Source organism: Saliphagus sp. GCM10025334 (assembly GCF_042663485.1).
In the GTDB taxonomy this organism is placed as follows: domain Archaea; phylum Halobacteriota; class Halobacteria; order Halobacteriales; family Natrialbaceae; genus Natronosalvus.
In genome coordinates, this window is sequence record NZ_JBHTAF010000001.1 from 1,548,881 (window position 1) to 1,572,286 (window position 23,406).

The 23,406-nt window shown below is 66.2% G+C and carries 21 protein-coding genes; 10 read left to right on the top strand and 11 right to left on the bottom strand.

Annotated elements, in window-relative coordinates:
• Nucleotides 1–83: 83 nt before the first annotated feature.
• The 5 genes from ACFQO4_RS07310 (at nt 84) to ACFQO4_RS07330 (ending at nt 4,052) form a co-directional block, all read left to right on the top strand.
• A complete protein-coding gene (locus tag ACFQO4_RS07310; protein ID WP_500260255.1) occupies nt 84–995 on the top strand; it encodes an HVO_0234 family beta-propeller protein in 912 nt (303 codons plus the stop codon).
• Nucleotides 996–1,063: 68 nt separating this feature from the next.
• On the top strand, nt 1,064–1,594 hold the full coding sequence (locus tag ACFQO4_RS07315) for a hypothetical protein (protein WP_500260256.1): 531 nt from the start codon (nt 1,064–1,066) through the stop codon (nt 1,592–1,594).
• A 153-nt stretch (nt 1,595–1,747) separates the two neighbouring features.
• Nucleotides 1,748–2,635: a ribose-phosphate diphosphokinase gene (locus ACFQO4_RS07320; protein ID WP_500260257.1), complete on the top strand. Its 888-nt coding sequence runs from the start codon at nt 1,748–1,750 to the stop codon at nt 2,633–2,635.
• 173 nt (nt 2,636–2,808) lie between these two features.
• Entirely contained in the window at nt 2,809–3,354 is a 546-nt protein-coding gene (locus ACFQO4_RS07325) for a heme NO-binding domain-containing protein (protein ID WP_500260258.1), read from the top strand.
• Between the two features lie 134 nt (nt 3,355–3,488).
• Nucleotides 3,489–4,052 (top strand): hypothetical protein, encoded by a 564-nt coding sequence (locus ACFQO4_RS07330; RefSeq protein ID WP_500260259.1) that lies wholly within the window; start codon nt 3,489–3,491, stop codon nt 4,050–4,052.
• 70 nt (nt 4,053–4,122) lie between these two features.
• Here ACFQO4_RS07330 and ACFQO4_RS07335 read toward each other — a convergent pair whose 3' ends face one another.
• On the bottom strand, nt 4,123–5,304 hold the full coding sequence (locus ACFQO4_RS07335; RefSeq protein WP_500260260.1) for a S24/S26 family peptidase: 1,182 nt from the start codon (nt 5,302–5,304) through the stop codon (nt 4,123–4,125).
• 134 nt (nt 5,305–5,438) lie between these two features.
• Here ACFQO4_RS07335 and ACFQO4_RS07340 point away from each other — a divergent pair, with 134 nt between their 5' ends.
• Nucleotides 5,439–6,989 (top strand): DNA-directed DNA polymerase II small subunit, encoded by a 1,551-nt coding sequence (locus ACFQO4_RS07340; protein ID WP_500260261.1) that lies wholly within the window; start codon nt 5,439–5,441, stop codon nt 6,987–6,989.
• Nucleotides 6,990–7,023: 34 nt separating this feature from the next.
• Here ACFQO4_RS07340 and ACFQO4_RS07345 read toward each other — a convergent pair whose 3' ends face one another.
• From ACFQO4_RS07345 to serA, 3 genes are all read right to left on the bottom strand, one after another.
• A complete protein-coding gene (locus tag ACFQO4_RS07345) occupies nt 7,024–7,530 on the bottom strand; it encodes a hypothetical protein (RefSeq protein WP_500260262.1) in 507 nt (168 codons plus the stop codon).
• An 89-nt stretch (nt 7,531–7,619) separates the two neighbouring features.
• Entirely contained in the window at nt 7,620–8,372 is a 753-nt protein-coding gene (locus ACFQO4_RS07350) for a hypothetical protein (protein WP_500260263.1), read from the bottom strand.
• A 48-nt stretch (nt 8,373–8,420) separates the two neighbouring features.
• Nucleotides 8,421–10,001, bottom strand: a complete 1,581-nt coding sequence (gene serA / locus ACFQO4_RS07355) for a phosphoglycerate dehydrogenase (RefSeq protein ID WP_500260264.1) — start codon at nt 9,999–10,001, stop codon at nt 8,421–8,423.
• A 218-nt stretch (nt 10,002–10,219) separates the two neighbouring features.
• On the opposite strand from serA, the gene ACFQO4_RS07360 reads away from it, so the two are divergent.
• Together ACFQO4_RS07360 and ACFQO4_RS07365 are read left to right on the top strand one after the other, a co-directional pair.
• Nucleotides 10,220–10,690 (top strand): FlaD/FlaE family flagellar protein, encoded by a 471-nt coding sequence (locus ACFQO4_RS07360; protein WP_500260481.1) that lies wholly within the window; start codon nt 10,220–10,222, stop codon nt 10,688–10,690.
• Nucleotides 10,691–11,001: 311 nt separating this feature from the next.
• Nucleotides 11,002–11,502, top strand: a complete 501-nt coding sequence (locus ACFQO4_RS07365) for a PadR family transcriptional regulator (RefSeq protein WP_312911057.1) — start codon at nt 11,002–11,004, stop codon at nt 11,500–11,502.
• A gap of 107 nt (nt 11,503–11,609) precedes the next feature.
• Here the strand turns inward: ACFQO4_RS07365 and ACFQO4_RS07370 are convergent, their stop codons facing one another.
• The 4 genes from ACFQO4_RS07370 to ACFQO4_RS07385 form a co-directional block, all read right to left on the bottom strand.
• Nucleotides 11,610–12,188 (bottom strand): hypothetical protein, encoded by a 579-nt coding sequence (locus ACFQO4_RS07370; protein WP_500260265.1) that lies wholly within the window; start codon nt 12,186–12,188, stop codon nt 11,610–11,612.
• 165 nt (nt 12,189–12,353) lie between these two features.
• The gene (locus ACFQO4_RS07375; RefSeq protein ID WP_500260266.1) at nt 12,354–13,907 is read right to left on the bottom strand and encodes a carboxypeptidase M32; all 1,554 of its coding nucleotides are present in this window, start codon (nt 13,905–13,907) and stop codon (nt 12,354–12,356) included.
• 227 nt (nt 13,908–14,134) lie between these two features.
• Nucleotides 14,135–14,737: a TIGR00296 family protein gene (locus ACFQO4_RS07380; RefSeq protein WP_253431914.1), complete on the bottom strand. Its 603-nt coding sequence runs from the start codon at nt 14,735–14,737 to the stop codon at nt 14,135–14,137.
• A gap of 149 nt (nt 14,738–14,886) precedes the next feature.
• Nucleotides 14,887–16,410, bottom strand: a complete 1,524-nt coding sequence (locus ACFQO4_RS07385) for a carboxypeptidase M32 (protein ID WP_500260267.1) — start codon at nt 16,408–16,410, stop codon at nt 14,887–14,889.
• A 163-nt stretch (nt 16,411–16,573) separates the two neighbouring features.
• On the opposite strand from ACFQO4_RS07385, the gene ACFQO4_RS07390 reads away from it, so the two are divergent.
• On the top strand, nt 16,574–17,128 hold the full coding sequence (locus tag ACFQO4_RS07390; protein WP_500260268.1) for a DoxX family protein: 555 nt from the start codon (nt 16,574–16,576) through the stop codon (nt 17,126–17,128).
• Between the two features lie 52 nt (nt 17,129–17,180).
• Here the strand turns inward: ACFQO4_RS07390 and ACFQO4_RS07395 are convergent, their stop codons facing one another.
• Together ACFQO4_RS07395 and ACFQO4_RS07400 are read right to left on the bottom strand one after the other, a co-directional pair.
• Nucleotides 17,181–18,275 (bottom strand): M20 family metallopeptidase, encoded by a 1,095-nt coding sequence (locus ACFQO4_RS07395; protein ID WP_500260269.1) that lies wholly within the window; start codon nt 18,273–18,275, stop codon nt 17,181–17,183.
• A gap of 136 nt (nt 18,276–18,411) precedes the next feature.
• A complete protein-coding gene (locus ACFQO4_RS07400; RefSeq protein ID WP_500260270.1) occupies nt 18,412–19,830 on the bottom strand; it encodes an O-antigen ligase family protein in 1,419 nt (472 codons plus the stop codon).
• 220 nt (nt 19,831–20,050) lie between these two features.
• Here ACFQO4_RS07400 and ACFQO4_RS07405 point away from each other — a divergent pair, with 220 nt between their 5' ends.
• The gene (locus tag ACFQO4_RS07405) at nt 20,051–21,958 is read left to right on the top strand and encodes a PINc/VapC family ATPase (RefSeq protein WP_500260271.1); all 1,908 of its coding nucleotides are present in this window, start codon (nt 20,051–20,053) and stop codon (nt 21,956–21,958) included.
• A 120-nt stretch (nt 21,959–22,078) separates the two neighbouring features.
• On the opposite strand, the gene ACFQO4_RS07410 is transcribed toward ACFQO4_RS07405, so the two are convergent.
• Nucleotides 22,079–23,383 carry an MFS transporter gene (locus tag ACFQO4_RS07410; protein WP_500260272.1) on the bottom strand — a complete coding sequence of 435 codons (1,305 nt, stop codon included), beginning with the start codon at nt 23,381–23,383 and terminating at the stop codon, nt 22,079–22,081.
• Nucleotides 23,384–23,406: the final 23 nt, after the last annotated feature.

The following is a 23,406-nucleotide window of genomic DNA, read 5'->3' on the forward strand; positions in this document are numbered from 1 at the left end:
AATTTCTATAGTGTTTTCTGGAGCGTTCTCGGAGACCAACGACAGACAGCAAACCTTTCGGCCTGCGCCGCTCGACTCGAGGTATGGTCTCGATCGACGAAAAACGCGTCTACGGTGCTCGCGAGGGGGCGACGGCGGCCTACGTCGTGGCCGAGATGGGCGTCGTCCGCGTGCTGATTTCGGGGGACGCTGTCGGCGAGTTCTCGCTGCTCGAGCGCTGTACCGCCCGCGACCTCGCGACGGGCGTCGGCTGGCTGGCCGTCGCGACCGACGAGGACGTGCTGGTCTGTGACCTGTCGAGCGAGTCCGAGGAGCCAGCGTTCGCTCGAACCGACTTCGGTCCCGCCGTCGCCGTCGGAATACGCGACGGGACGCTGCTGGCCGCGGACGCGAACGGCCGGGCGGGTAGTCTGGCCCTCGAGGCGCTCGCGGCGAGCGACTGGCGCGACCTCACGTTTGCCGACGCGAAGTCGCCCGAGGAACCGACCGTTAGAGCCGCCGACGGCGACCTCCTCGCGACCGATGCAGGCGTCTACCGGCGTTCGGGAACCCGACTCGCACACGCCGGTCTCTCGTCCGTCCGCGACGTCTCAGCCGCCGGCGTCCCCCTGGCAGCGACCGCCGACGGACTGTACCGCCTCGGTAACGGCTGGATGCGCGACCTCGAGGGAGCGTTCGATCGGGTCGCGGCGGATCCGCTGAGCGACCCCGGATCGCTCGCTCGCGCCCACGCGCTGGGCGACGCAGTGTACGAACACGGCACGGACGGAGCGGACCCCGAAACGGCGAGCGAAAACGGCTGGCGGCGCCTCGAAGCGCCGAACCCCGACCTCGTAGACGTCGCCTACGGCGAGGGCGTCTACGCGGTTACCGAGGACGGAACCGTCCTGGTGGCCGACCCAGATCGGGGACCGGGAACCGAGTCCCGCTGGCGGCCCCACGCGATTGGTGTCCGCGGCGTCGCCGCGATGGTCGTTCCGCTCGAGCGCGCCTGAGCCGGCCCGAATGCGTCAGACGAGCGTCTGACGGGGAGTTATCAGTAGGGCACCCCATTCGCTCGAATATGACCGAATTGACACGCAGACGGGTGCTCGCAGCGACGGGGATCGCCGGTGCAATGGCGACCGCTGGCTGTCTGGGATCGGCCGACGAAGGTGACGGGAACGAGAACGGAAATGGGGACGGATCGGACGACGAGGACCCCGTACCGGCCGGAACTCGCCTCGGCGAAATCACCGTCGAGAACCTCGACGACGCAAACCACACGGTCGACGTCCTCGTCGAATACGACGGCGAAATCGCCCACTGGTCGACGCACGAGTTCGACGACGAGACCGGCGGCGCCACGCTCGAGGCCGACTGGCCCGACGAACGGGGCGACTTCCGGGTGACCGCTCGCATCGACGGCGGGGACTTCACGCAGGTGACGCCGGCGAACTGGAGCGAGCCCGACTGTCTCAACCTCATCGTCCTGGTCCGCCGGGACGGGACGGTCCGCATCGCCGGCGTCACCGAGGGCGGTCCCTGCGGCTCCGGCGACGTGGACATCGAGGACGCCCAGGACGCCGAAGAAGCGAACGAGAGCGACGAGTAGGGACTCGAGTCGACGACCGCCGGACGAAGTAGCGGCGAGGACGACGAGCGCGGCGAAGCGGAGACGTAGGCGGCGGGAGCGGTGAAGCGGAGGCGAGGACGACGCGAGCGACGAACGAAAACGGGTTTTACCACGGGCACGCTTTCCACGCGTATGACCACCATCGTCAGCGCCTCGAGTTCCCAGGCGCTTGCGGCCGCCCTGGCCCGCGAACGCGACGCGACGCTCGCCAGCGTCGCCTACGACCGCTTCCCAGACGGCGAACTGTTCGTCAGCCTCGAGGGTGAGTCGGCTGACCTCGAGGGCGAACGCGTCGTCGTCGTCGCCGCGACAGCCTCGAGCGACGCCCACGTCGAACTGCTCTGTCTGCAAGACGCCGCCCGGGAGGCCGGTGCATCCGAGGTCGTCACCGTCGTCCCGTACATGGGCTACGGCCGCCAGGATAGGGCGTTCGAGCCCGGCCAGCCGATCTCGGCGCGCGCCGTCGCCCGGTCGATCTCGACCGGCGCCGACGCGACGTTCGTCGTCACGCCCCACGAGACGTCGGTCTGTGACTTCTTCGACCCGGCGGCGACCCCGGTCGACGCCGCGAGCGTTCTCGCCGAGCCCCTGCCAGCCGACCTCGAGGAGCCGGTCTTCCTCTCCCCGGATTCGGGCGCAATCGAACTGGCCGAAACCGTTCGCGACGCCTACGGTCGCGGGGAGACAGACTACTTCGAGAAGGTTCGTCGCTCCGGCACCGACGTGGAGATCTCCCCGAGCGATGTCGACGTCGCGAATCGAGACGTCGTCGTCGTCGACGACATCATCGCCACCGGCGGCACGATGAGCGAGGCCGTCGGCGTCCTCGGCGAGCGCGGCGTCGGGCGCGTCTTCGTCACCTGTGTCCACCCGCTTCTCGTTCGGAACGCCTACACGCGCCTCTCGAACGCCGGGGTCGAGGCCGTCTACGGCACCGATACCCTCGAGCGACCGGCGAGCGCCGTCTCCGTCGCGCCAGTCGTCGCCGAGGCGCTCGAGAGCGCGGGCCACCTCGACTGATCTCGGATCACCGGGAAAATTGCCGCGAACGGACGGCCGAAGACCCATGAGTCGAACGACATATTACGGTTGGGTCGAATCATCGATTCGAACGGGAGATTCGGCGGAAGTTCACGGGAGACTCGCCGGGGGTACCGACGAATCATCGACTACGCGACCCACACTCGTCCCAGATGCACGGACTCGTCCACCAGACGCTGAAGACCTACGTCGTCGAGAAGACCGACGAAGCGAGCTGGGCGGTCGTCCTCGAGCGCTCGGGGATCGATCCCCGGCTCTACCTGCCGGTATCGCACTACCCCGACGAGGAGATCGCGACGATTCTCGAGACCGTCGCCGAGCTGTCGGGTCACGAGGTGGCGGCCGTCGAGCGCGACTTCGGCCGGACGCTCGCTCCCGCGTTGCTCCAGAACTTCCGCGCGCACTGGCGAGAGGACTGGTCGCTCGTCGACCTCCTCGAGGCGCTCGAAGAGATCGCCGCTGCGCTCGCAGCCAAGTCGGCCGAGAACCGACCGCCGACGGTAACCTGCGAGTCGACCGAATCGGGTCTCCAGGTCACTTACCGCTCACACCGCGATCACCCGGCAATGGCCCACGGCATCCTCGAGGGACTGGCCCGCGAGTTCGAGGCGGACGTGACGGTAACCCGCGTCGAGACGGAGCGGACCGACGCGGAGACGCGGGCTGTGTTTCGCCTGGACGGCGACGGACTCGAGTGATCGGTGGGTGAAATCGGCCTGGGCGCCACCACGGTAGGCGCTGACAAACGAGACGGAGAGTGCCCGCAGCCGCGTCGAAACAGTGGTTAACAGGAGACTAACCAATAGGGACGGGGTGGAGCGCTCGAGTAGCTATGAGCGACTACCCCAGGGACGAACCGGATGCCTCTGACGCCTCGGACGTCTTCGACGACGTCACACCCGATCCGGACGCCGTACTCGACGCCTTCGACGTCGACTCGCCCGACGACCTGCTCGCCGACGCCGCCATCGGTGACGGCGCTCACGACCCCACGACCGACGACGCCATCGACGCCGACGACACCATCGCGAGCGAACTCTTCGACGAACTCGGGCGCGTCGCCCGCGAACTCGAGGCGACCGATACGGTCGAACGCGAACCCGAGGGGACGCTCACATCGGAGCTCACGACTGAACGCACGACCGAACGAACGCAACTGGGCTACGAAGAAGCCGACGACGTCGGGAAAACGACCGTCGAAAAACGCGTGCGCGAACTGCCGTCGTCCTGGCAGGCGGCCTTCGGCCGCGAGTCCGATCGGAGCGACGGCCGAACCGAACGCCGACAGCGGCGAACCGGGAGACGGCTTCGGGTCCGAACCGAGTCCAACCTCACGCTCTCGGGGCCGACGCCGTCGCCGGTGCGCATCTCGAACGAGACGTTCGGGCGAGTTTGAGTCTGAAGGCGATACGACGCGACCACACGAATCGAGACTCACGCGAGTCGGCTGGTCAGCGCCGGGACGATCAGCGCCGTCTCGAGCACGGTGGATACGCGAATCCAATTGCGCCGACCATCCCGAGAAGCGTCGGTGACAGGAGGGAGAGGCTGCTCGAGACGGCCGGAATCACCGCGAACGGGAAGAGTTTCTCGAAGCCCAGCCGAACGTGCCCGAGCCACGGGATCCGGAACATGCCCTTGCCGGTGGTCCACTCGGGTTTGACGACCGACGTGTCGGCGCCGACGTTCGCCGTCTGGTCGTAGCCGCTGTTGGCGTCGCCTTTCGTGATGAACCCGTCGTGGGGGGCCGGGCAGGCCCGAACCCGATCGCAGCTGGCGCCGTTGACGAACTCCGGGTTCGCCTGCCCGTCGACCCAGTTCTCGTCGGCCTCGACCCAGAAGTGGGCGCGGTGGATCACCGGCGTCTCGCGTGCGTTGCCGTCCGGTCGGAAGATGATCACGTCGCCGGCACCGCCGAACTTCTCGTGGCCGTTCTCGAGGCCCAATTCGCGGGTGACGATTCCGGTTCCGTCGATCGAACCGTCGCCGACGAACCGATCCTCGGCGACGACGAAGATCATGTCCCCGCGCTCCATGTTGGGTTCCATGCTCCCGCTCTCGACGGCGACCAGCGGCGGCCAGATGCCGCTGACGCCGAAGAGAACCAGGCCGATGACGGCTACGAGCGCGACGCTGCTCAGCACGTCGCGGACGGCGACGACGGTGCCGTTGTTGGTCCGGAGGAACCAGCGAATCGGGCCGTCGTCTTCGATCGTCACCCGGTCGTCGTCCGGCCGCGCCCGTCGTGGCGGTGGCGGTGTTCGGTCGCGCTCCCGGGCGGTCTCGCTGGCGAGCGTCGACTGGCCTTCGGACATACCGACACTGCCATCGCTGTCACCGCTTGCGTTACCGACGTCACCGCCACCGCTGCCGCCGCTACCGCTGCTACCGCTGCTACCAACGTTGTCGCCACCGCTACCGACACCGTCTCTATCGCCACCATCGCCGGACGCCCCCGCCGGCGACGATGAGTCGCTTCGGCCCGCACTCGAGTCGTCTTCCGCAGGTGGTCGACTCGAGTCGGCCCGTTCGGTACCATCGTCCCTCGACTGATCGCCGTCCGCCCGGTCGCTCGGACGTTCCGGCCCGGTGCCGTCGGCGCGCTCACTCGAGTCCGCCTGTCGGTCGTCGCCGCCGTCACCGCTCATCGACTCCCGGTTTGGGGGACGCGGCAATCAATTTTCTGTTCGAGGGTGACTCGCGTTCTCACGCCGACAGGTCGTCGCTCGAACGGACAGTCGTATCCGCCATCCTTTTATCGTCACTCACGAATACGCAGGACGTGCCACTCGAGGGGCCAGCCCGGATCGTCAGCGAACTCACGAGTCGCGGCTACAACGCCGACCGCGAGGCGGTGACGCTTATCGCCACCGCGGACGACCCCGCCAGCGTCCTCGAACGCGCTATCGACGCCGCCCCCGAGAATGCGCTCGTCCTCCGGACCGAGGACGTCAGGACGGCGCTCGACGGCGCAATCGATCAGCCGGCCTCGAGCGAGCCGACGTCCGCTCGCCAGGACCCCTCTGTTTCGACTGGAACCACCGCCGACGTATCGCCACAAGGCGAGGGGAGCGCTCCAGTCGAAACGAAGGGGAGTTCCGCTCCGAGAACACCGCTCGACCCGAATCGGCAGTCGATCGACGTCGCCAACGACATGACCGGCCAGAGTACCGGCACCGGCGAGTACGAAGACTTCGTGGCGGTCTTTCGCGACCGCCTCGAGCGCCTCGGCGGTAAACTCCGGGGCCGGGTCAACCACCGTCCGGCGACCGCCATCCAGGCGATGCCCGGCGGCGGCGAGGTCGGGATGGTCGGGTTGGTCAACGACATTCGCTCGACGGCCAGCGGCCACTGGCTGATCGAACTCGAGGACGCCACCGGGACCTTCCCGTGGCTGGTGATGAAGGACCGCGACTACGCCGACCTGGTCGACGAGTTGCTCTGTGATGAGGTGCTCGCGATGGAGGGAACGCTCTCGGACGACGCGGGCATCGCCTTCGTCGACTCCATGTACTTTCCGGACGTCCCCCGGACCCACCAGCCCTCGACGGCCGACCGCCACGTCCAGGCGGCGCTCATCAGCGACGTCCACGTCGGCAGCCAGGAGTTCATGCACGACGCCTGGAACCGCTTTACCGACTGGCTCCACACCGAGGACGCCCAGCACGTCGAGTACCTGCTCATCGCCGGCGACATGGTCGAGGGCGTCGGGATCTACCCGAACCAGGACGAGGAACTCGACATTATCGACATCTACGACCAGTACGAACGCTTCAGCGAGTACCTCAAGCAGGTTCCGGGCGACCTCGAGATCGTGATGATCCCGGGCAATCACGACGCGGTTCGCCTGGCCGAACCCCAGCCCGGGTTCGACGAGAACCTGCGCGAGATTATGACCGCCCACGACGCACAGATCGTGAGCAACCCCGCGATGGTCACCGTCGAGGGCGTCTCCGTCCTGATGTACCACGGCGTCAGCCTGGACGAGGTGATCGCCGAGTTGCCAGCCGAGAAGGCGAGCTACGACGACCCGCACAAGGCGATGTACCACCTCCTCAAGAAGCGCCACGTCGCGCCCCAGTTCGGCGGCCACACCCGCCTCGCCCCCGAGGAGAAGGACCACCTGATCATCGACGAGGTGCCCGACATCTTCCACACCGGCCACGTCCACAAACTCGGGTTCGGGAAGTACCACAACGTGCTCGCGATCAACTCCGGGTGCTGGCAGGCCCAGACGGACTTCCAGAAGAGCGTCAACATCGACCCCGACTCCGGCTACGCGCCCATCGTGGATCTCGACACGCTCGAGGTCACCGTGCAGAAGTTCGCGTAGGTGCGTCACTCTTCGTCCGCGTCAGTGATCGGCATTAGACGTATCCCTCGATAGCCACCGAAACCGACTCGAGGGCCTCGGCTCTCTCGTCAGTGACCCTGACGAGCAGCGAGTGGATTCCCAGATCGTCGTTCACGCCGCGCCACCACGGGTGTTCGACGGTTACGTCGAGGTGAAGTCCGTCGTCGGTGCGAGAGACCGCCTCGAGTGCGAGATTGGGTTCGGTTTGCATTCCCGTCTGGACGACCACGAGAGACGAGGCGTCGAAATCGGTCTCTTCGACGAACGTGATCGCAGAATCGTCGAACGTGATCTCGTCCGCTCCCGTCTCCTCGTCTTCGATAACCCTGTGTCGCTCCTCTCTCGAGCCCAGATCGCGATCGGGCGGCGCTGGCTCGCCGAACACGTCTCCGCTAACGTACAACGTTTCGACGTCCATTCCGTCCGGCAGGGAGGGGGATCGATACCAGTTCCACGCGACGTATCCGCCTGGAACACTGGCGCTCGCTCCGGCGAGAGTGAGTACGCGCCTTCGGTTCATTGAGGATATGTCGTATGCAAAAACCATGACTCTTCGGGAGGCATCCAGAACATGATTGGTCGATAGAGAGATCGTACTACGCCCTCTTGCTACGTTTCCCGTACATTTCGTCGGTCGGTCTCGTACGCCCACACTGCACTCACCCCAGCACCGACGACGATGTCCGCACCGAGTCCGAGAATTCCACCGACCATGCTCCCGAGAACGCCCGCTGACGGCTCGTACCAGGAGAGCGCGATCACGCGACGATCGCGATCGGGTTCGATTCCGGCCAACATCTGCACGCCGGAGCACGTATTTCCCACACAGAGCGATGGTGGTGCGATGGGGTACGACGTCTCGCCGTCCTTCCACTCGACGAACGGTTCCGTCGAGAACACGCCCGCCGGATGGGCCTCGAGTACCGTGCGAACGGCCGAAATAACGGCGGGATTCGCGTCCTCGTCGAGGGTGAACGACGTATGTTCCGGGACGTACTCGAGACAGCACCGACCGTCGTGGAAGAGCCGAATCGACCTGAGCGCGTGCACTCGCTGCCAGGAGTCGATCGTGAGCAACGCGTTCAGTACGTCGCCGACATCCTCGGCGGCGTTCCCCTCATAGACGACGTCGCTCTCGTCAGGTCGTGCGTCGAATCGATCCTCGAGCAGCGAAATTACGTCAGCGTAGTCGTCTTCGAAGTGTGTCCGCTCGAGACCGCCGCTGTCGCGACGATGGCGTCGACCAGGAGTCGAACGTGCGCGTCGGTACCGATCACGGGGTCGCCGACGAGCACGGCGTGACTCAACTGGTGTTGCACTGTATACACCACCAAGCGCGGGATAAATGAGCGTTTCTGACAACTCGAGCGACGACGACCGAAAACGAATCCGAATCACCCAAACGGGCTACTACCCGTTCAGCGTGATGTACCGAACTCTGATGATCCGTTCGTCGGCCTCGAGTTCCTCCCTCGCCTCGTCGGGCACCTCGCCGTCGACGTTGTAGACGGTCAGCGCCTCCCCGCCGTGGGCCTCGCGAGCGTTGAACATCCCTGCGATGTTGACGCCGTGGGCACCCATCACGGTCCCGATGAGGCCGATGACGCCGGGTTCGTCCGTGTTCCGGGTGACGACCATCTTCCCGTGGGGGATAGCGTCGACGCGGTAGTCGTCGATGCGAACGATCCGCGGATCGTCGCCCGCGAACAGGGTGCCGTCGACCGTGATCGCGTCGTCGCCGCTCGAGACCGTGACCGAGATCAGGCTCTGGAAGTCCGCGCTCTGGCGACTCTTCGACTCGGTCACGTCGACACCGCGGTCCTCGGCGATCTGGGGGGCGTTCACGGCGTTGACCTGCCACTCGAGTGGTTCGAAGACGCCCTTCAGCGCCGAGGCGGTGATGAACTCGACGTCCTCCTCGGCGATGTCGCCCTCGTAGCGCACCTCGATGGATTCGATGCGAGCGTCGAGCACCTGGGCGGCGATCTTGCCCGCCGTCTCGGCGATGTTGATGTAAGGCTCGAGGCGCGGGAACGCGCTCTCGTCGATCGAGGGGGCGTTGAGCGCGTTCGCGACGGGTTCCTCCGCGAGGGCGGCAACGACCTGTTCGGCCGTCGAGGTCGCGACGTTCTCCTGGGCGGCCTCGGTCGACGCGCCGAGGTGGGGCGTGACGATGACGTCCTCGACGAACAGCAGCGGCGAGTCTTCGGGAAGCGGTTCCTCGCGGAAGACGTCGAGCGCCGCACCCGCCACCACTCCCTGCTCGACCTTCGCCGCGAGCGCGTCCTCGTCGACGATGCCCCCGCGACCGACGTTCACGAGGTAGCCGTGGCCGAAACGCTCGAGTTCGGCGTCGCCGATCAACCCTTCCGTCTCCGGGGTCAGCGGGGTGTGTATCGTCAGGAAGTCGCCGCGCTCGAGGCAGGTCTCGAGGTCGACGAGTTCGGCGCCGAGGCGGTCGGCGCGCTCCTCAGAGATGTAGGGATCGTAGGCGACGAGGTCCATGCCGAGGGCGTCGAGTTTCTTCGCGACCTCCTGGCCGACCCGGCCAAGGCCGACGATGCCGAGGGTCTTACCGTTGAGTTCGGTCCCGAGAAACTCGCTCTTGGCCCACTCGCCGTCCTTCAGGCGGGCGTGGGCCTGCGGAATCGAGCGGGCGGCGGCGAACGTCATCGCGACCGTGTGCTCGGCGGCCGCGCGGACGTTCCCCTCCGGCGCGTTGGCGACGATGACCCCCTCGTCAGTGGCTGCCTCGATGTCGATGTTGTCGACCCCAATACCCGCCCGCCCGACGATCACGAGGTTCTCGCCCGCTTCCAGGACCCCGCGTGTGACCTCCGTCCCGGAGCGCACGATCAATCCGTGTGCCGTCGAAACCGCCTCGAGGAGCGCCTCGCCCTCGAGTTCGTAGGCCGTCTCGACCTCGTGGCCGGCGTCGCGAAGTACGTCCAGACCCGCGTCGTCGATGGGGTCTGTGACCAGAATCTTCATGCGCGAGTCAATCGCGTGCAACGGGTAAACCCTTCCGAACCCTGCAGATGTTGGGACGTCGTGTGAGCGAGGCTCACACCCGAGACGCGAAGGCGAGCACCGCCGTCCGCGACTCATCGCTCGACTCACCGCTCGAAATGACGGGAATGTTCATGCCTGCTCCGGCGAAGAACCCAACAGACACGCAGCCAGGCGGCCAGGCACCCCACACCCCCATCATGTCATCCCCCACCCCCACCCCGTACCTCGAATCGCTCGAACAGTCCTCGGCCCACGCCGACGCGACGATCAAGTGGGCCCGCTACCTCGGCGAGACCTTCGGCACCACCGGCGCGCTCAACTGCCTGCGGTACTACGAAACCCTCGGGTGGATCAGCCCGCTCGTCCGCAAGCAAATGACCTCCTACCTGCGCGGCCTCTCGCTCGGCGAGATCCACAACCGCCGCTACGACGAACCCGCGAGCCTCGAGTACCCCCTCGAGTCGCTGTCGGGGACGCTCTTTGGCGCCCACGCCCAGAGCCTCGAGTACATCTCGAAGATCAGCGGGGACGACCTCGAGGAACACGTGATGATCGCGCGGATGGCCGAACGTCGCGTCGAGCGCCGACTGGACGAGGAGGAGGAGGACTCGAGTCAGCCGAGCGAGATGGTGAGCATCATCCGGGACGAGGCGACGAGCCTTTCCTGACGGCGAACCGCCATCTTCTCGACGACGCCGGCCGTCCAGATTCGGCCGTCGAGATGGACGACATATGCTATTTCGTATATGAGTTTAAGATTCGCCCGTAAACCCCCCTCAACCGGAATCTGAGTGCTTCTAACGCAACGTTCTATCTCGGACAATCGGTTTTCATACCGGCAAGAATCGGCCACGTTCTTTATTACGTGGTAGTTCATCCTCTTGAGTAATTCACGATCGGAAATGGAATCAATCCAACCGTTCTCCCGTGCGTGGGGAAGGGTGGTGCGTTCGGTCGTGAACCCCCCAGGTGTTCGAAAATGCGTGAGCAACCCCCCAATACGAAGTCCGTCCTCGAGCAGTTCTCGAGCGCGGCGACTGCGGCAGGGCAGTCAGCACAGTACGATATCACGATCGGGACGACCAAAGAAGACAGCCGGGCCGTCGAGCGCGAACTCGACGAACTCATGGCGGAGGTCACGAGTGCGCTCCCGACCGACGATGTCCAGTTCGACGACGCCATCATCAAGGAGAATCTCGACGAGATCCTCCTCATGCTCATCTCGCTCCACGGCGAAACCCACGGCAAAGAACTCCTCTCGGACCTGACGCACCTCTTCGGTGCCCAACTCAGCCCCGGGACGGTCTACCCGAGCCTCCACGAGCTGGAGGACGAGGGTGTGCTCTCGATGCACGCGAAGGTCCGCACGAAGGAGTACGCCATCGCCGACGAGGACTACGTCCGAACGACCGTCGAGCAAACGATGCTCCAGCACCTCGCGTTCGGGTTGCTGTTGTACGCGTTCTTGCCGCGGCTGTAGGTGTAGGCGATTTTCTCGGCAGAACGTTCGACAGCAGCCGATACTCGTGGATTCTCTCTGGCGAAGTCATCCGAACAGTGACTACGAACAGTGGCTGCGAACAATGACTACGCTCGAGGGTCGGAGTCCGGTTCGTGGCTGGAGTCGGGATCGACGTCGGGGTCGGCGTCGGCGTCGGGGTCGGGTCCGGGTTCGATGACGTCTTCTCCGAACTCGTCGGCGCGAGGTCGTTTCGTACGCTGATCCTGGCCCCGGTCTTGACCTCGATTCTGGTCCCGATCGCGGTCCCCGGACTCACCGGACTCGATTTCGATCGTCGTCCCTCGAGTCTCCTCCTCGCGCCGTTTGCCGATCAACTGCTCGATGCCCCGCTCCGTCTCCTCGTTGATCGCCCACAGCACTCGCCCGAGTCGGTCGGCGTCGCCCGCCAGCCGCTCGAGGTTCTCGTCGGGCGCGAACTCCTGGATGCTCCGGGCGCCATCCGGGTGGAGATACTGCAGCGGATGATCCGGCGGCACGTCGTTGAGGTCGACATCGAAGCCCCAGAGGTACGGAAGCGCCTGCACGGCGTACCCGTGTGGTTTCGGTGCTCGGCGACCCGCCGCGGTGAGCGCGAGGGTGACCGCCGTCGATTCGGCGTCGGTGTCGTAGTAGATGCCCGGCATCCCCGGTATCGAGACACGCATACTCGAGTCAGGGGCGCCTGGAGAAAGAAGTACTCGCCCGGCATACACAGGGTCGCCTCCCTCCTCGAGGTTGGTCGGTCGTTAGCACCCTTTCAGGCGTCGACCGACGAGTGAAAACCGGACGAACGCCACCGGTTCGCCCATCAATTCAGGCCTGGAACGCCACTAGAGGTCGTACAGCGTCCGGAACTTCTCGTCGACGTACTCGAGGAAGTACTCGGCGGTGAGCGGTTCGCCCGTCGCCACCTCGATCAACTCCTCGGTCGGGTAGCGCTGGCCGTGACGATGGACGTGCTCGGTCATCCATTCGCGGAGGGGGTCGAACTCCCCCTCCCGAACGAGCGCGTCTACCTCGAGGTCCTCGCGCATCGCGGCGTCGAGCTGGGCCGCGAGCACGCTCCCGATCGTGTACCCCTGGAAGCCGGCGAAGCCATACGACCAGTGGGTGTCCTGGAGACAGCCCTCGGCGTCGGTCTCGGGTCGGACCCCGAGGTAGTCGTCCATCTTGTCGTTCCAGACCTGCGGGACGTCGGCGACCTCGAGGTCCCCCTCGACGAACGCCCGATCGATCTCACACCGGAGGATGACGTGCAGGTGGTAGGTGAGTTCGTCCGCCTCGACCCGGATCAGGTTCTCGGGGTAGATCCGGTTGACCGCCGCGTAGGCCACGTCGACGGTCACGTCCTCGAGGTGGGGAAAGTGCTCTTTGACGGTTGGGAGAATCAGCTCCCAGAACGCCTTCGTCCGGCCCACGTGATTTTCCCAGAAGCGAGACTGGGACTCGTGGACGCCCGAGGAGAGCGAGGAGCCGAGCGGGTTCCCGTACTGGTCTTTCGGCAGCCCGAGCTGGTAGGTCGCGTGACCGAACTCGTGAATCGTCGCCGTCAGCGCGTCGAGCGGGTCGTCCTCCCGGAAGCGAGTCGTGATCCGGGCGTCGAACTGATTGCCGGACATGAACGGGTGCGGAGCCGTGTCGAGACGACCGTGGGTTCGGTCGTAGCCCAGCACGTCCAGAACGGCCTCCGAGAGCGCCATCTGGGTCTCCTCGTCGTAGGTGTGGCCCGCGAACGGCGTCGGCAACTCGCGGCCCCGCTCTTGAATCTCGTCGATCAGCGGAACGAGATGGGCGCGCAACTCGTCGAAGATGCGCTCGACCGTCTCGAGCGGCAGGTACGGCAAACTATCCTCGTAGAGCACCCGATAGGGGTTCTCCGCGGGGTCGATCGCCGCCGCGCGCTCGCGGTGGAGGGCGATGAGTTCCTCGAGCGCCGGCGCGAACCGCTCGAAGTCGTCGGCCGCCTTCGCCTCCTGCCAGACCTGCTGCGTTTCAGCCTGGTGGGCCGTCAGCCGCTCGACCAGGTCGACCGGGACGTCGGCCGCCCGGTCGTGCTCCCGGCGGAGTTCGCGGACGACCGCCGCCTCTTCGTCGGTGAGGCCGTCCGCAGATTCAGCGTTACCCGTATCCCGCGGCACCCCATCGGACTCGAGTGCCTCGAGCCACGTCGACACCTCGTCAGCGGTCAGTAGTTCGTGTCCCAGCGACGAGAGCGTCGACAGTTGCCCCGCCCGCGCCGGCGTTCCCCCTTCGGGCATCATCACCCGTTGATCCCACCCCAGCGCCATCGACGCCATCCGGACGTTCGTCAGCTTCTCGGATCGCTCGAGAAGCCGATCGTAGGCGTCCGACGGGTCGATGACAGTCTCGTCAACAGTTGCCATATTTCGTCTCGAAAGGTTCGAGTGAGTGATAGTAAATCCTCGGGCCGATTCGACGCGCCAGGCAACGCGCCAAATGCTGTTCGTCGATGCGCCGCTCGCTATAAAAAGTGTAGTGTCCCCCTCCCCTGGTGGACGCCCCCGAAGGCGCCACCTCCGACGTGCGTCCGTCCGGCGAGTGGGCACCGAGCGCGGGCCACATCGAGCCAGAACGGACGCGACGGAAGACGTTACAGTTCCTCGATGCTCCCGTCGCTCGAGCGCTCGCGGAAGACCTGTCCCTCGAAGAGGGTGACGACGACGTCGTCGTCCTGCCAGGCCGTCGGGGGGAGTCCGGCCTTGCGGCACGTTCGGTCGAGGTACTCGCGGGCACTCCAGCCGTTCTCGACCGGAATCGTCGGGTAGAGCCACCCCGCGTTGCCGCCGCCGTCGATGGCGACGCCGTGGGTACCGAGTTCGAGGTCCTCGAGCGGGTCGTCGGTGAGCAGGATGTTTCGAACCGTACAGACGGAGACGGTCAGGTTCGAGAGTTCCGAGGGCGTCACCTCCGAGCCACAGGAGTCGCCGCTCGCGGCTTCGATCGCTGCGTCGACGATGACGTGACCGAGCTGTTCGCCCGAACGATAGCCGCCGGCACAGCCGCGAAGGCTGCCCCGACCGCGGGTGGATTCGAGCCGGACGAACGCACCGGTGCGCTCGTAAAAGGTCTCGCGCATGCTTCCCGGGTGTTCTCGTTGGCCGTGCCGTACGTAGGATTCGACGGATTCGCGTGCGAGTTCGACCGCACGCGCCCCGTCCTCGTAGGAGAGGTCTGCGCCCTGTCGCTGGGACATACAGACGTACAAGGAGTTACGTCCCCTAAAGCGCTTCTATTGGAAAAGGGGTATAGTAGCCTCGGCTTACGAGGACGAAAAATCGCCTTGCGTCGGGCACAATACGGGATTACTGGCGTCCGTTCGACCGGCCCCGGGGCAGTTCAGCCTCAGTAGTCCTCGAGATCGTACAGGTCGCCGTACTTGTCTTTCACGTACTCGAGGAAGTAATCCGCCGAGTAGGTCTCGCCGGTGGCTTCCTCGACGAGGTCGGGCGTGGTGTAGCGCTTGCCGTGGGCGTGGATTTCCTCGCGGAGCCAGCCGTTGAGGTCGGCGAAATCGCCCTCGCGGACGCGGTCGTCGAGGTCACCCAGTTCGGCTTCGGCGGCGGCGTACAGCTGGGCCGCGAGCACCGACCCCAGCGAGTACGTCGGGAAGTACCCGAACGAGCCGTGGCTCCAGTGGATGTCCTGCAGACAGCCCTCGGCGTCCGTTTCGGGGCGGACGCCGAGGTACTCCTCGTACTTGTCGTTCCAGGCCTCGGGGACGTCTGACACCGCGAGGTCCCCCGAGATCAGGTCCCGTTCGATCTCGAATCGGACGATGATGTGGAGGTGGTAGGTGAGTTCGTCCGCCTCGACCCGAATGAGGTTGTCGTCGTAGACCTGGTTGGCCGCCTCGTAGGCCGCCTCCGGGGAGACGTCCTCGAGTTCGGGGAAGCGCTCACGGGCAATGGGCAGGAAGTGCTCCCAGAAGGGACGAGAGCGACCGACGTGATTCTCCCAGAGTCGGGACTGGGACTCGTGGACGGTCAGGTCCCGCGCTTCACCGAGCGGGGTGCCGTACCCCTCGTCGGGAAGCCCGAGGGTGTAGTTGGCGTGGCCGAACTCGTGGATGGTCGACGTGATCGACCCCAGCAGGTCGTTCTCGTCGAAGCGAGTCGTCACGCGCGCGTCGAACTGCGTCCCCGTCGAGAACGGGTGCGGGGCGGTGTCGAGGCGACCGCGATCCCAGTCGTAGCCCAGCGAATCGAGGACGTCTCGAGCGAGTGCTTCCTGATCGTCGTCGTCGAAGGTGCCCGCAAAGGCGTCGGTTTCGACGTCGGCCTCGGAGTCGTCGATGGCCTCGAGCAGGGAGACCAGTTCGTCGCGCAGGCGTTCGAGGACGCGCTCGGCGGTTTCGAGGTCGAGGTAGGGCTCGTACTCCGCGAACAGCACCGCGTAGGGATCGGCATCCGGGTCGATGTGGTTCGCGTACTCCTTTTGCAGGTCGACCAGTTTCTCGAGCGTCGGTTCGAAGATCGAGAAGTCGTCCTCCGCCTTGGCCTCGACCCACGTCGGGTGAGCGTTCGATGTCGTCTCCGAGATCTCCTCGACGAGGTCCTGGGGAACGCTCGTCGCCCGATCGTACCGTCGTCGGATTTCGCGGACGACGGCCTCCTCCTCGTCGAGTTCGGTATCCTCGAGTGCCTCGAGCAACTCGCCAGTTCGGTCGTCGGTCAGCAGTTCGTGGCCGAGCGCCGAGAGCGTCGAGAGCTGTTTCGCCCGGGCGGGCGTGCCGCCTTCGGGCATCACGACCTCCTGGTCCCACCGGAGGACGCCGGCGGCGTTGCCGACGTTCGTGATGCGTTCGATACGCGTGAGAAGTTCGTCGTACGCGTCTGTTTCCGTCTCCGAATCCGAGACAGTCGCCATGTCACTGCAATACTTGCGGCGGGCTATCAACCTCGTGGTTTCGGTACCAGCCTCGAGGCGGTGCTGGCGACGTCTCGAGCAGGGGAAACGAGCCTACGAGACGAATACCACGTATTGGGAATTGGTCCCCTCGTTTAATGGATCAGCAGACGACCGTTCAACTATGGCAACAGAAGAAGTACAACTGCAAAGCACAGTTGCCGGATATACGGCGACCGGAAAGCTTCACACACTCAGCGTCTGGTTCATCCTCGCGCTGCGACTGATGATGGGACTCGCCTTCTTCCAGAGCGGGTTCGACAAGGTCCTCTCCGGAGAGTTCAGCGCGGCGGGCTATCTCACGGGGGCGGCACCGAGCAACGGGAGCCCCGCCGCAGACCTGTTCGTCGCGATGGGCGAGACCGGCTGGTTCGTCGACTTCGTGAACATTGCCGTCCCATGGGGCGAGGTCCTCATCGGTCTCGGGCTCATCTTCGGCGTCCTGACGCGCCTGGCGGCCTTCTGGGGCGCGTTCATGATGCTCATGTTCTACCTGGGCAACTGGGACATCTCCCACGGCTACATCAACGGCGACTTCGCGTACATGCTCGTCTTCCTGTCGGTCGCCGCCTTCGGTGCCGGCCGCATCCTCGGTCTCGACGCCTACATCGAGCAGTACGAGGTCGGCGGTCAGCCGCTCGTCGAGCGCTATCCGTGGACGCGGTACTTCCTCGGGTAGGCGGTCGCTCTCGAGACATTTTCTCCGATCAGGAGTCGTGTCGGCCAGTGATTTACCCGTCCCGCTTCCAGCCCGTAGACGCGAGTCGTCGGTACGTCTCGAGGCAGCGCTCGAGTACCCGGATCGAGACGCTCTCTGTGGCGGTGTGGGCCTCACCGGGTTCGGACGGGCCGTAGACGACGCACTCGGTGCCGGCCTGGGCGAGCCAGCCGGCGTCGGTCGCGTGGGGTTTCGTCACGAGTTCCGGCGAGTTCGACGCGTCCGACTGGACTGCTCGAGCCACCTCGAGCATCCGTTCGGCGAATCCGTCGTCCCCACAGCGCATCGGCGGCAGGTCCTGGTCGACCGTCCACTCGATCCCCGGCAGGGCTGCGACGGACTCGAGGTCGACCCGCTCGCCGGGGACGGTTCGCTCGTCGACCGTCAGGGTACACGAGTCGGGCACGACGTTGATCCCTGACCCGCCGTCGATTTCGGTGACGGTGACGTGGCCCTCGAGTGGTTCGCCCGCGACCGTTACTCGGGGCGCCTCGAGGTCGCGAATCGCCTCGACGGCGTCGGCCGCGCGATAGATGGCGTTCTCGCCGACGTCAGGTTCGCTGGCGTGAGCCGCCGTCCCACGGGCGGTGATCGTGCTCCCGCGGCGACCCCGGTGGGCGACGGCGACGTCAGTCACGCCCGGGCCGGAGTAGTTCGTCGACCCCTCCCCGACGACCGCGTAGTCGGGGGCGAAGCCGTGCTCGATGGCGTGGCGGGCGCCGACGCCGCCGACTTCCTCGCCGACGAAGCTCGCGAAGACGAGTTCGCCAGCGGGGTCGGCGTCTCGAAACGCGAGCATCGCCGCCGCGACGGCCCCCTTCATGTCGGCCGCGCCGCGACCGTAGAGGCGCCCCGCTCGTTCGTCGACGACGTACCCGCCGTCGTCCTCGAGCTGTGAGGGGGCCGGGGCGACGACGTCGTGGTGACCGACGAGCGCCAGCGACGCACCGCCCGCCCCTCGTCGGGCGATCACGTTCCCCACCTCGTCTCGCGTGACGTCGGCATCGGTTTCGCGTCGCAGCCAGTCCTCGACGTAGTCGCCCGCGGCCGTCTCGTCCTCGTGGCTGGGAATCGAGACGAGGTCGCGGGTCAGTTCGCGAACGTACATGGCGGCGAGTACGACGGCGGAGGTGTTGGGTCCACCGGGTTCGGTTCTCGAGCGTGGATCTGACCACATCCAGATCGAGCGTGGAACCGATCACCTCCGAATCGAACGTGGGTCTGACCGCCGCAGGCTCGAGCGCTCAGTCCCCGAACAGGAGGTACCCGATGACGAGCGACCCGATCACCGCACCGGGCGACCACCAGAACAGGGTGTAGGACTCGAACAGCTGGTGGACGGCCCAGCCGGCGGCGAACGCGAGCATCGCGACGTCGACCTCGCGGTACTCGATCGCCCCGGCGACGACGCTGCCGACGACGAGGCCGAGGTACGCGAGGCCGCCGACCAGTCCAAACCGGACGAACACCGAGAGGTACGAGTTGTGCGGCGACGCGGACAGCCCACCGTCGAGGTAGGGTTCGATGACGTGTCCCGCCGGAGCGCCGTACCCGAACAGGAGCGGCCCGTCCCGGATCGCCGCCAGGCTTCCGGCCCAGAGGTCGAAGCGGTTCGAGTCGGAGATGTCGACGACGTCGACGTACATACCGAGGAGAAATCCGGTAATCGTGAGGGCGGTCGCGACGAGTACCGCTGGAACGGCGCGTCGACCGAAGACGACGTACCCGGCGTAGATCACGACGGCGGTCGCCGCGGCGAGCATCGACGCTCGAGCGTTCGACAGAAACAACCCGAGGCCGCAGATTCCAGCGAGGGCGGCGGTGACGGCCCCACCGAGGGGGCGCCTGGTGGCGGCCGCCCGATGGAACTCCACCGCGGCGGCGACGAACCCGGCGAAGGTGACCACGCCGAGGGAGTTCGGGTTCCGGAAGATCGATCGAAGTATCGTGACGTCGGTCTCGATTCCCGGGAGCGACGGGGAGCCGGACCACTGGCGAACCTCGAAGATCCACAGCGTGTAATCGCCGACGGCGTACGTGACCAGCCCCAGCAGGACGACGGCCGCGGCCAGGCGAGCGAGGATCCAGAGGAACACCCGCTCGGGAACGAGGCGCGGAATCACGACGAGGCTGCTCCCCATCACGACCAGGGCCCACACGGGCCAGCGCGACTGCGAACTCGAGGGGACGAACGCCAGCGTGTGTGCGAGCGAGACGGCGGCGAGTGCTACGAAACAACCCACCGCGACCCACTCGCCGGCCGAGTACTGCCTCGCGTCAGTCACGAGGAGGAAGAACGAGACGATGGCGACGAAGACGACGACGACCGAGAGCGGTCGGATCGATCCGAGTCCGAATCCCGGCGAGCGGCTGCGGTAGACGACGGCGAGGACGGCGGCGGCCGCGGCGAGAATGATGACGAGACCGAGTCCACGGCGGACGGCCTCTCGAGACGAGGCCACGGCGAGTCGACAGCCGAGGACTGCCCCGGGGACGATCGCGACGGCGGCGAGGTGCCACGCATGTACCGAGTCGGTCGCGTTTGCGACGACGACCAGTCCCAGGTAGCACGCGAACAGGAGGCCGGTCGCGCCCGTCACGAGCCAGCCGTCGCTCCGGTCGAAGACGAGCGGCGACGCCGGTCGCTGGTCGATCGTAGCCACAGTCGTGGCAATCACGACGAGTGATAAATAGCTGTTCCAATCGACAATCTGCCAAGTACGGGTCGAACGACCACACTCCCGACGCGTTCTGTCTCGCTGACTGTACGCGACTGGACGATTTCCGCGTACTCGCCCGTCCGGCAACCAGCACGCGTCCGGCAGCCGCACACCTGGTATCGCCGGTGGACACGCTTATACGCCTCCGTCGAGCAATTATCGTATGAACGTCGTGCCGGACACGAGCGTGGTCATCGACGGCCGCGTCTCCGCTGCGATCGAAGACGGGCAGTTCGAGGGAGCGACGGTCTCGGTACCGGAAGCCGTCGTCGCCGAACTCGAAGCGCAGGCCAACGACGGCCTCGACAGCGGCTGGGACGGCCTCGGCGAACTCAAGCGACTAGCCGAGTTCGCCGACGAGGGCCGCATCGACCTCGAGTACGTCGGCGAGCGTCCCTCCGCCATCGAGCGCGGCCACGCCGCCGAGGGCGAGATCGACGCCGTCATCCGCGACCTGGCCGAGGACCTCGAGGCCACCTTCGTCACGAGCGACATCGTTCAGGCCGAGGTGGCCCAGGCGAAGGGCCTCGAGGTCGATTATCTCTCCCCCGAAGTGCGGCGAGTCGGCACCCTGGCCATCGAGGAGTACTTCGACGACCAGACGATGAGCGTCCACCTCAAGACGGACACGCGGCCGAAGGCCAAACGCGGGGAGATCGGCGACATGCACTACCAGGATATCGCCGACGAGCCCCTCGACGAGGACACGATGGACGAGTACGCCCGCGAAGTCGTCGACGGCGCCCGCGAGGCCACCGGCGGCTTCATCGAGCTGTCGGAGCCGGGAATGAAGATCGTTCAGTTCCGAGACTACCGGATCGCCATCGCCCGACCCCCCTTCGCCGACGGCATCGAGATTACCGCCGTCAGGCCGATCGTCCAGACCGACATCGAGGACTACGAGCACGCCGACGAACTGAAGGACCGATTGCTCGAGCGCCAGCGCGGCGTCCTCATCTCCGGATCGCCCGGGGCCGGGAAGTCGACGTTCGCCCAGTCGGTCGCCCGCTACCTGAACGACCACGACTACGCGGTCAAGACGATGGAGAAGCCACGGGACCTCCAGGTCGGCCCCGAGATCACCCAGTACACCGAACTCGGCGGGCGGATGGACAAGACTGCGGACGCACTGCTGATGGTCCGGCCCGACTACACCATCTACGACGAGGTCCGGAAGACCGACGACTTCGAGGTCTTCGCGGACATGCGCCTGGCTGGCGTCGGCATGATCGGCGTCGTCCACGCGACCCGTCCGATCGACGCCCTCCAGCGGCTGGTTGGTCGGGTGGAACTCGGCATGATCCCGCAGGTCGTCGACACCGTCGTCTACATCGACGCCGGCGAGGTCTCGACCGTCTACGACGTCAAGACGGAGGTCAAGGTCCCCGCGGGGCTCACCGAGGAAGACCTCGCGCGGCCCGTGATCCAGGTAACGGACTTCCAAACGGGCAAACCCGCCTACGAGATCTACACGTTCAACCGCCAGGTCGTCACCGTCCCGCTCGAGGACGGCGGCGAAACCGCGGAGAGTGGCGTCGATCGAATCGCCAAGTCCGAGATCGAACGCGAGATTCGCTCGATCGCCCGTGGCTACGTCGACGTCCAGCTGAAGAGCCAGAACCGTGCCGTCGTCTACGTCGAGGAGGACGACATCTCGACGGTGATCGGGAAGGGCGGCGGGCGGATCACCGACGTCGAGAACCGGCTTGGGATCGACATCGACGTGCGAACGCACGACGAGAATCCCCACGGGTCGGGCTCGAGCGGGGGTAGCGGAGGCGGTCGCGGTGGCGGTGGTGGCCGCAGCGGCCACGGCAGCGCAGGCGGAAACAGCGGCAACGCACAGCCGGCCGGCCAGATCGTTACCCCCGAGATCACATCGAGACACGTCATCGTCCCCGTCGACGGCAACCACGGCGAAACGGTCGAGGTGCAAGCTGGCGGCGAGTACCTCTTCACGGCGACGGTGAGCCGCGGGGGCGAGATTCAAGTTTCGCGGGGGAGCGCAATTGCGGACGACCTCGAGGATGCGATCGATCGCAAGCGGCCGATTACGGTCGTCCCGTCGTAGCTGGCACCGGTACTGTACCGCGGCGAGCGAAGCGAGTCGCGGCTTTTTCGTCCAGGTTTTTGCGCGAGGGTGAGCGCAGCGAACCCGACGCGGAAAAAGGTGGGAACCGCGGTCAGCCCGCTATTCTTCGTTGGGGCTCGAGGGTGTCGTCACGTCGAAGGCCGCCGGATCCGCGTTCACAACCGCGGGAAGTCGCCGAAGCCGCGGGCGCATGAGGACGTACAAGCCGGTGAAGCCGAAGCCGAACGCGGCCAGCCCCATCGTCGTCGTTGGGCCGACCACCGTCGCGATGAGTCCGCCGACCAGCGATCCGAGCGGCAGCCTGGCACCCGAGGCAGTTCCCTTGGTCGACGACACGCGGGCGAGGAGGTCAGCCGGGAACACGGTCTGGTTCAGGGTCGACGTGAGCACGCCGCTGACGCCCGCGGGGACCCACGCGAGACCGAACAGGACGACCGTGGGCGCTGGCGACGGCGCGTACACCGCGGCGAGCCAGCAACACGCGCCCAGCGAGTGGCCGACGAGCAGCAGTCGTCCGTACCCGACGCGCTCAAGGGACGGGGCGACGAGCGAGCCGACGAGCCGACCGATGCCGAGCGCGCCGAGTAACAGGCCGTAGACGGCGGGACCCCCGAGACCGTCGCCGACCGCCGGGAGGATCGCGAGCGTCACACCGGTCGCGAAGTTCGCCACCGCCGTCAGGAACACCAGTTCGACGAAGACGGTCCCGCGGAGCACGTCGATCCCTTCCCGCAGGTCGTCGACGTACGAGCCCAGCACCGACTCGGGCTCGCCGTTTTCCGCCGTCGGTTCGTCTGCAGTACCGGGCGTTGGTACGGCGATTCCCGCGAACAGGAGCCCGGCGACGGCGAACGTGACCGAGTCGAACAGGAAAAGGGTCGTCGCGCCGAAGACGGCGATGAACAGGCCGCCGAGCGCGTCGAACACCATGTCGAGTCCGAGCGTGACCGTTGCGAGCGCCGAATTGGCCCGGGAGAGCCGCGTATCGGTCACGATTCGAGGGAGAAGCGCAGCCTGCATCGGGGCCATTAGCAGCGTCGCGAGCGTCAGTACCGGGACCACCGCGAGCAGGACACCGACGCTCAGGCGTCCCATCGCCGCGGCTAACGGGAGGGCGAGCACGACGACGCCCTGCAGGACCTGCGACCCTACGAGCACGGCCCTGAGCGGAAGCCGATCCACGATCGGCCCGGCGAGTATCTGAAGAAGCCAGGGGAGCAACAGGATCGAGTTCGCGACTCCCGTGAGGAACGTCGAGCCGCTGAGTTCGAAGACGAGCCACAGGACGGCCACGGTGTAGAGGCTATCGCCAGCGTTCGTCACGAACTGTCCGGCGAAGAACCGTCGAAAGTTGACGTTCTGCCATAGCGACGATGCCTCTCTGGCCTCGGTAGCGACGGCCATTAGCGACCCCCTCCGAGGGTTGT